This window comes from Maribacter sp. 2-571 (genome assembly GCF_050589625.1).
Taxonomy (GTDB): domain Bacteria; phylum Bacteroidota; class Bacteroidia; order Flavobacteriales; family Flavobacteriaceae; genus Pelagihabitans.
Map to the genome: position 1 here is coordinate 290,269 of NZ_JBNGOP010000003.1, position 6,978 is coordinate 297,246.

Sequence of the window (6,978 nt, forward strand, 5' to 3'; positions counted from 1 at the left end):
CCGACGAAACCATACCGCATTAAAGCATTGCAATATGAAGCATCTATTTTTACTATTCGTTTTTCTTTTAACCGGTAGCGTTGCCGTGGCCCAAGTGTCCCCAGAGGAAAAACAGGCGTTGCAGGATTTTTACAATGCCACGGGAGGCCCGGGCTGGACCAGTGAAAACGACGACGACCCCGACAACGACTGGGACTTTAGCGGACCCGTGACTTCGGATTGGGAGGGGGTGAACATAAATAATGGGGATTTCTACAATTTAAGTTTAGGTCGAAATAACTTAGTTGGTACCATTCCCGAAAGTATTGGGGATTTGATAAATCTAAGGTCAATATTTTTATACGACAATCAACTTTCTGGAAGCATTCCGGATAATTTAGCACAGTTGGCAAACCTGACATCGCTAAGTTTAGGTAAAAATCCACTCTCCGGCAATTTACAAGTGTTACGGAGCATGACCAATCTTCGGAATATCAATCTACAGCAAACCGAATATGCAGGATCAATACCACAATGGCTTGGGGAGCTGTCCTCCTTGACATCATTAAATTTAGGGAGGTGTAGATTTACAGGGGAAATCCCAGAGAGTTTAAGTCAACTAAGAAATTTGTATAGTCTATACCTGAATAATAATCAACTTACCGGAGAGATACCGAAAGAGTTAGGTCAGTTAAGTTCGTTAACGCTACTTTATCTAGAAAACAATCAACTAAATGGTGGCATACCGGATAGTTTTGGAAATCTCACCAACTTGGAATATCTAATGTTACACGATAATCAACTCTCTGGATCCATCCCAATGGAGCTCTTTCAGCTACCAAATTTGGTTTTTTTGCATCTCGGCAGAAATAATTTGTCAGGTTCAGTTCCCGAACAGCGTTCATCTCTTACTTTTCTATTTTTAGAAAATAATTCATTAACAGGGGTGATTCCTGGAAGCATAATGGAATTTCCAAATATGATCGCAGTTGATTTGAGTTACAATCAATTTACCGGTGAATTACCTTCCAACTATAACAGCCAATCCAAAATTTCATATTTTAACTTTGCTAACAATCAACTAACCGGAAATATCCCAGAAAGCATTTTTTCTTTCCCAGAGCTCGCTCATCTATATGTAAATGACAACCTGCTTTCGGGTTCCATTCCTTCAAATGTTGTATTGGCAACTAATTTGCAAGATCTACATTTAGAAAACAACCAGTTTTCGGGAGTAATACCTGAAGATATTGGGCAGTGTGAAAAGTTGAGAAATCTTAGTCTTAACGCCAACCAGTTAACCGGATCGATACCTGTCAGTATAGAATCCTTACAAGAACTTCAGTTTTTTAATCTTTATAATAATAGCCTGGAAGGTGTCATTCCAGAGAACATAGGTCTTCTTAACAAATTAGAAGTGCTTCAAGTTCATTCGAATCGTTTAACCGGAAGCATACCTTCTAGTTTAGGGAACTTGGATATTATTAAAACAATACGTTTGGACGGGAATCGGCTGACCGGGAATATTCCCCAAAGCTTGACTAATCTGTCAGAATTGGTCTCGTTATATTTAAATGATAACAGTGTTTCAGGTGATATACCTGATTTAAGTGTTTTAACCAATTTGAGCACATTGTACATCAATGAAAATGATTTCCAATATGGTGATTTTGAGGGAGAATACCCTGCTTATTTGAATATTACAAACTTTCAATACTCCAACCAATCCCCCGTAGGCGAAATCGAGACCCTTTCGGAAAATGAAGGAGGTGTCCTAACACTGACCGCCGAAGTAAGCGGAGCCCAAAACCATTACCGATGGCTAAAAGATGGTGTTCCCGTATCCGGTGCTCCGGATGCCCCGGAATTTGTTATCGATTACCTTATCCCTTCCGATGCTGGGGTATATAGCTGTGAGGTAACCAGCGATATCGTTGCCGACCTTACCATACTGCGCAATCCTGTCACCGTTGAGGTGCAAGCCGGTGTACCCTTGGCGCCCAGCGGCTATAACTATGTGTACGGCAGAACCTATCAAAATCCGGTTACCGACACTCCGGCGACCCTATTTGAAGAGAGTGCCGATTACGTTCAGAACATTACCTATTTCGATGGTTTGGGGCGTCCGATTCAAAGCAATGCCATTGGGCAATCTCCTGTGGGCAATGCCGACATTGTTACCCATATTGGGTACGATGCCTACGGCAGACAAGCAAAGGAATGGTTGCCGTACGCAGAATCCCGTCAGCCAAAGGGTCGTTTTAAGACCGGGGATGTCGCCCGGCAGACCCAAAGCTACTATCAGAACAATTATAACGCCGACTTTTTGGGGATGTCCTTGGAGGAAATTAATGCCTATTCCGAAAAACAGTTCGAGTCTTCCCCATTAAACAGAGTGGAAAAGCAGGCCGCTCCAGGTAAGGACTGGAAAATCGGAAATGGTCACGAAATCGCGTTTGCTTACCAAACCAACACTATTACCGATGAAGTAAAACAGTTTAGCGTTGATACACCCAATACTCCGCTACAAAATACTTATGTTGCCAGCCTGGTTGCCGAACCGGGCTTTCACAGGGCGGGAACACTCTATAAAAACGTTATCCGCGACGAAAACCATAGCGGCATCGCCGATGATCCGGACCATACCACCGAAGAATTTGTCGATAAAGAAGGTAGGACCGTATTAAAGCGTACTTATAACAACGGAGAACGGCACGATACCTATTACGTATACGACGATTTTGGAAACCTCACGTACGTACTGCCCCCAAAAATGGAGGGCGATTCCACCGAAATGGATGTATTGGGGTATCAATATACCTATGACCATCGCAATCGCTTGGTAGAAAAACAGCTGCCCGGTAAAGGCGTAGAGTACATAGTATACAACCGGCTCGACCAGCCCATCCTTACGCAGGATGCTAACCAAAGGGAAAAAGACAACGACTCCGATGAGTGGCTCTTTACCAAATACGATGCCTTTGGCCGTGTGGCCTATACCGGAAAGGCGACTGCCCCGGACGGTACCACTAGGGCCGATATACAAGCGGAGGCAGATGCGTTTAGCGGGGCGCTTTGGGTAAGCCGTACCACGGCCGCCAATACCATTGGCGGGGGCCAGGCCTTTTACAACAATGGCGCCTACCCCAATGCCGACCCCGATGCTGAAGTAACGGTAAGCGAACTGCTTACGGTGGACTATTACGATACCTATTTAGACCATGGTAGCGGCGCACCATCGGCCTTCACTCCCCTGGGGGGAACGAATCCTGTACAGATTAGTGAAATTGCCGCAAAAGGGCTACCGACCGTAAGGAGGGTAAAAGTGCTGGGGGTGGAAGAGGATTTTTCCTGGATTACTTCCCGTACCTATTACGACGAAAAGGGAAGGGCCATTCATACCCACACCCAAAACGATTATTTGGCAACGACGGATATTCTGGAAATGGAATTGGACTTTATCGGAAAACCAATTAAGACTAGGTCGAGCCATATCCGAAACGGCAATACCATAGTGACCATCGATAATTTCACCTATGATACCGTGGGGCGATTACTGTCGCAAACGCAGTGTATCGGCGACGATACCTTGGGGAATTCCTGCGTTGCCGGGGGAACTGGTAATGGGGGGTTACAAAACCTGATCATCAACGGGGAAACGGTTAGCAATGTACGTACCGCAAGCAATAGCATAAGGGCGAGCAATTCCGAAATCGTGGCCGGTGGGCGTTTGCGAATCGGCTCGGGAAGCTTGGGTTCTAGTGGTAAGGAGGAGTTGATTGTGGGCAATACCTATGATGCAATGGGCCAGTTGGTAGTGAAAAAAGTAGGTGGTTCCCCTAATGCCGGAGGCTTGCAACAAGTGAACTACTCCTACAATGTAAGGGGATGGCTTACGGACATCAACGATGTGGGAAGTACCGATAAATTGTTTAATTTTAGGATGAATTACAACAATCCGCAGAACGGCGCTATGTCGTTATACAACGGAAATATTTCCGAAACCCAATGGCGCACCGCTAATGTGGACGACAGTTCTTTGAAGTACTATACCTATTCCTACGACGCGCTCAACCGGATTACCGATGCCGCGGGCAATATGACCGGAAACCGTTACGACATCTCCGATGTATCCTACGACAAAAACGGTAACATACAAAAGCTAAAAAGAAATGGACATACCAATAACAGTGCTACGGCCTTTGGCCTAATGGATGATCTTTCCTATACCTATACCGGTAACCAATTGCAATCGGTTATGGACAGTGGTGCGAGCACTGGATTTATTGACGGCAATCCTTCGGGCTACGATTATGTTTACGATCAAAACGGTAATATGATCCGTGATGATAACAAAGGCATCCGTAGCATTAAGTACAATCATTTGAATCTACCAAGAATTATGGATTTGGGAGAAGGTGATATCCATTATGCATATACCGCAGATGGTACAAAATTGCAAAAATACGTGTTCAGGGATGGAGAGCCCCTACCTCCCGATTGGACAGATTACGCAGGCAACTACATCTATAAGAACGGTGTTCTGCAGTTTTTTAGGCATTCCGAAGGTTATGTTTCAGTAGCCAACGGAAACTACGAATATGTCTACAATTATACAGACCATTTGGGCAACGTACGGCTCTCCTATACCGATGCCGATGGCGACGGAGAGATCGATGCATCTTCGGAAATTATATCTGAGAAGAACTATTATCCCTTCGGATTGGAACATAAGGGATATAACAACAATGTCTTGTCCCTTGGTAATCCCGTTGCGAAAAAGTATATGTTCGGCGGTAAGGAATATCAGGACGAGCTTGATTTGAAATGGTATGACATTTCCGCGAGGAACTACGACCCGGCCCTGGGAAGGTGGATGAACATCGACCCGCTTGCAGAGATGATGCGTAGGCACTCGCCATATAACTATGCCTTTGATAATCCAGTTTATTTTATCGATCCTGATGGTATGATGCCAGGGCCGCCAGACATAATATCTAAGGTTTCTAATACAAAGAGAGCTGATAAAAGAGTACAGAGAGATGTTAGCGTTACATTGACTCTTTCGGTTGTTGCTGGTGAAAACGATGATTTATCTGGTACTATTTTTAGTGGAGGAAGCGGATCGGTAAGTTTGAGTGATTTTGAAGGAAGAGCAGATTCTTACTTTGCTCCAGCAGACTTACTTGCAAATGATAATGTAACCGATTTTACGGTTGAATTCAATGTTGTAAGTTCATTGGATGATGTCGGTGAAAACGACCATGTCTTAGTATTGGTTGATGAAATACCACAAAGCTCTGGAGATGAGTCGAACCCTGTAGGTTTAGCGCAGCTTGGCGGCAGAGTGTCGGCTGTAGAAAGAGGTACTTTAGCTGATGGAAGTTTTGATGAAGTTGCCCAACACGAGTTAGGCCACAACACGGGTCTGCCACATAACGATAATATTAAAGGTTTAATGAGTACAAATGTTAATGGGTCAACCTCATTATCAGGTGCAGACAGGGGCAGAATCGTTAGCGGAAATGGTACTGGTCAATTAGCTCATGGAGACGGAGATGGAGTTGTAAAGGATTCTGAACGCTCTACTAATTACTCCACACCTATTAAACAACAGGCTCTAGATTTTTTAGAGAATAGCAAAATTCAATATTAGTATGCGAAATATCTCATGTTTAATTTTATTACTAAGCCTTACATATAGTTGTCAAAAACCAGCAAACGTAAATAGTAAGAACATTGATTTTGAGGTTTTTAGTATAGATGTGCCTGAAAACTGGATTGAATTAAAGTTGAAATCTTATGATTCATATGTGGGTGGCATAAGAACAAGTGCAGGTGATACTATATTTTTTGACTATGGTAAAAATGCCTATCCGATGGATTATGCGATTAAGGTCAATGATATAAAGGAATATCAAAAACTAGATTCGATAGGTTTTGAAATGGACAGACTGATATTCTCAAAATACCCTCATATTGACCAAAACCAAGGTACTTTCCATAAAGAATATTATTACTACGATTCAATAGGTACTTATGTTCCAAAAATACGTGTTCCCAAAAAGGCAGGTAATGGATCGACAGCAATATATTTTGACAGTATAAAAAATGGTAAAAAACTCTATTTGTCAGGAATAAATCTTTGCGAAGATGAGCAAAGAATATTGTTGAATTCTTTTAGTACAATAGAGATAAATTAATATAGAAAAACCCCGCTCCCGCTAGTCTTTTACTAGTGGCGTACCGAGTAAGCAAAGGTACAATAGTGGGTTTGGAATGATTATGGCCTATGTGCTTTATCCACTGCTTTATTTAGCTATTGCCAAAATCGTATTTAGTTTTAATCGACCTTTAATCTGCAGTTTCGCACAACTATTCAGAACGGACAAATGGTTTGAATGCATCATCCTGTTTTGCCATTTTCATGCAAAAGTCTTTGAATTACCTTTCATTTTCTTACACTTCAGTGTCGCCTATATTTCAGGGTGAGATACAGATGGAAAAGTTTGTAGTGAAATGTATGGTGTGTTGATTCATAAGTGGTTAGTAAAAAGTGGTTAGGGGGTATTTTCTGGTTTTGAACTTGTCTTTTTCATTAATGAATTATTAGTTCGCAGTAGCAGTTGGTAGTTGGTAGTAATTAGTAGTGAGTAAAAAGTGGTTAGTGGGTATTTTTCTGGTTTTGAGTTTGAACTTGACACGCGCACTTGAACTTTTTTTCTTTCAGCGCAGCGGTCTTTTTTCAATTGGCAATTAGCAATTAGCAATGACCAATTAGCAATTATCAGTTTGCAGTAGCAGCTGGTAGTTGACAGTAAAAAGTGGTAAGTAAAAAGTGGTTAGGGGGTATTTTCTGGTTTTGAACTTGTCTTTTTCATTAATCAATTATTAGTTCGCAGTAGCAGTTGGTAGTTGGCAGTCAATAGTGTCCGGTTGTAACTAAAAGATTTTCAATTGGTTGCAATTGTCGTTCTTTGAAATTTGAAATTCGTTCTG

2 protein-coding genes are annotated in these 6,978 nt (G+C 42.3%); both read left to right on the top strand.

The features are described 5' to 3' along the window. The first annotated feature begins 34 nt into the window (after nucleotides 1-34). Nucleotides 35-5,635 (top strand): DUF6443 domain-containing protein, encoded by a 5,601-nt coding sequence (locus ACRD7P_RS03880; RefSeq protein ID WP_430906181.1) that lies wholly within the window; start codon nucleotides 35-37, stop codon nucleotides 5,633-5,635. Between the two features lies 1 nt (nucleotide 5,636). Then, a complete protein-coding gene (locus ACRD7P_RS03885; protein WP_430906182.1) occupies nucleotides 5,637-6,182 on the top strand; it encodes a hypothetical protein in 546 nt (181 codons plus the stop codon). Nucleotides 6,183-6,978: the final 796 nt, after the last annotated feature.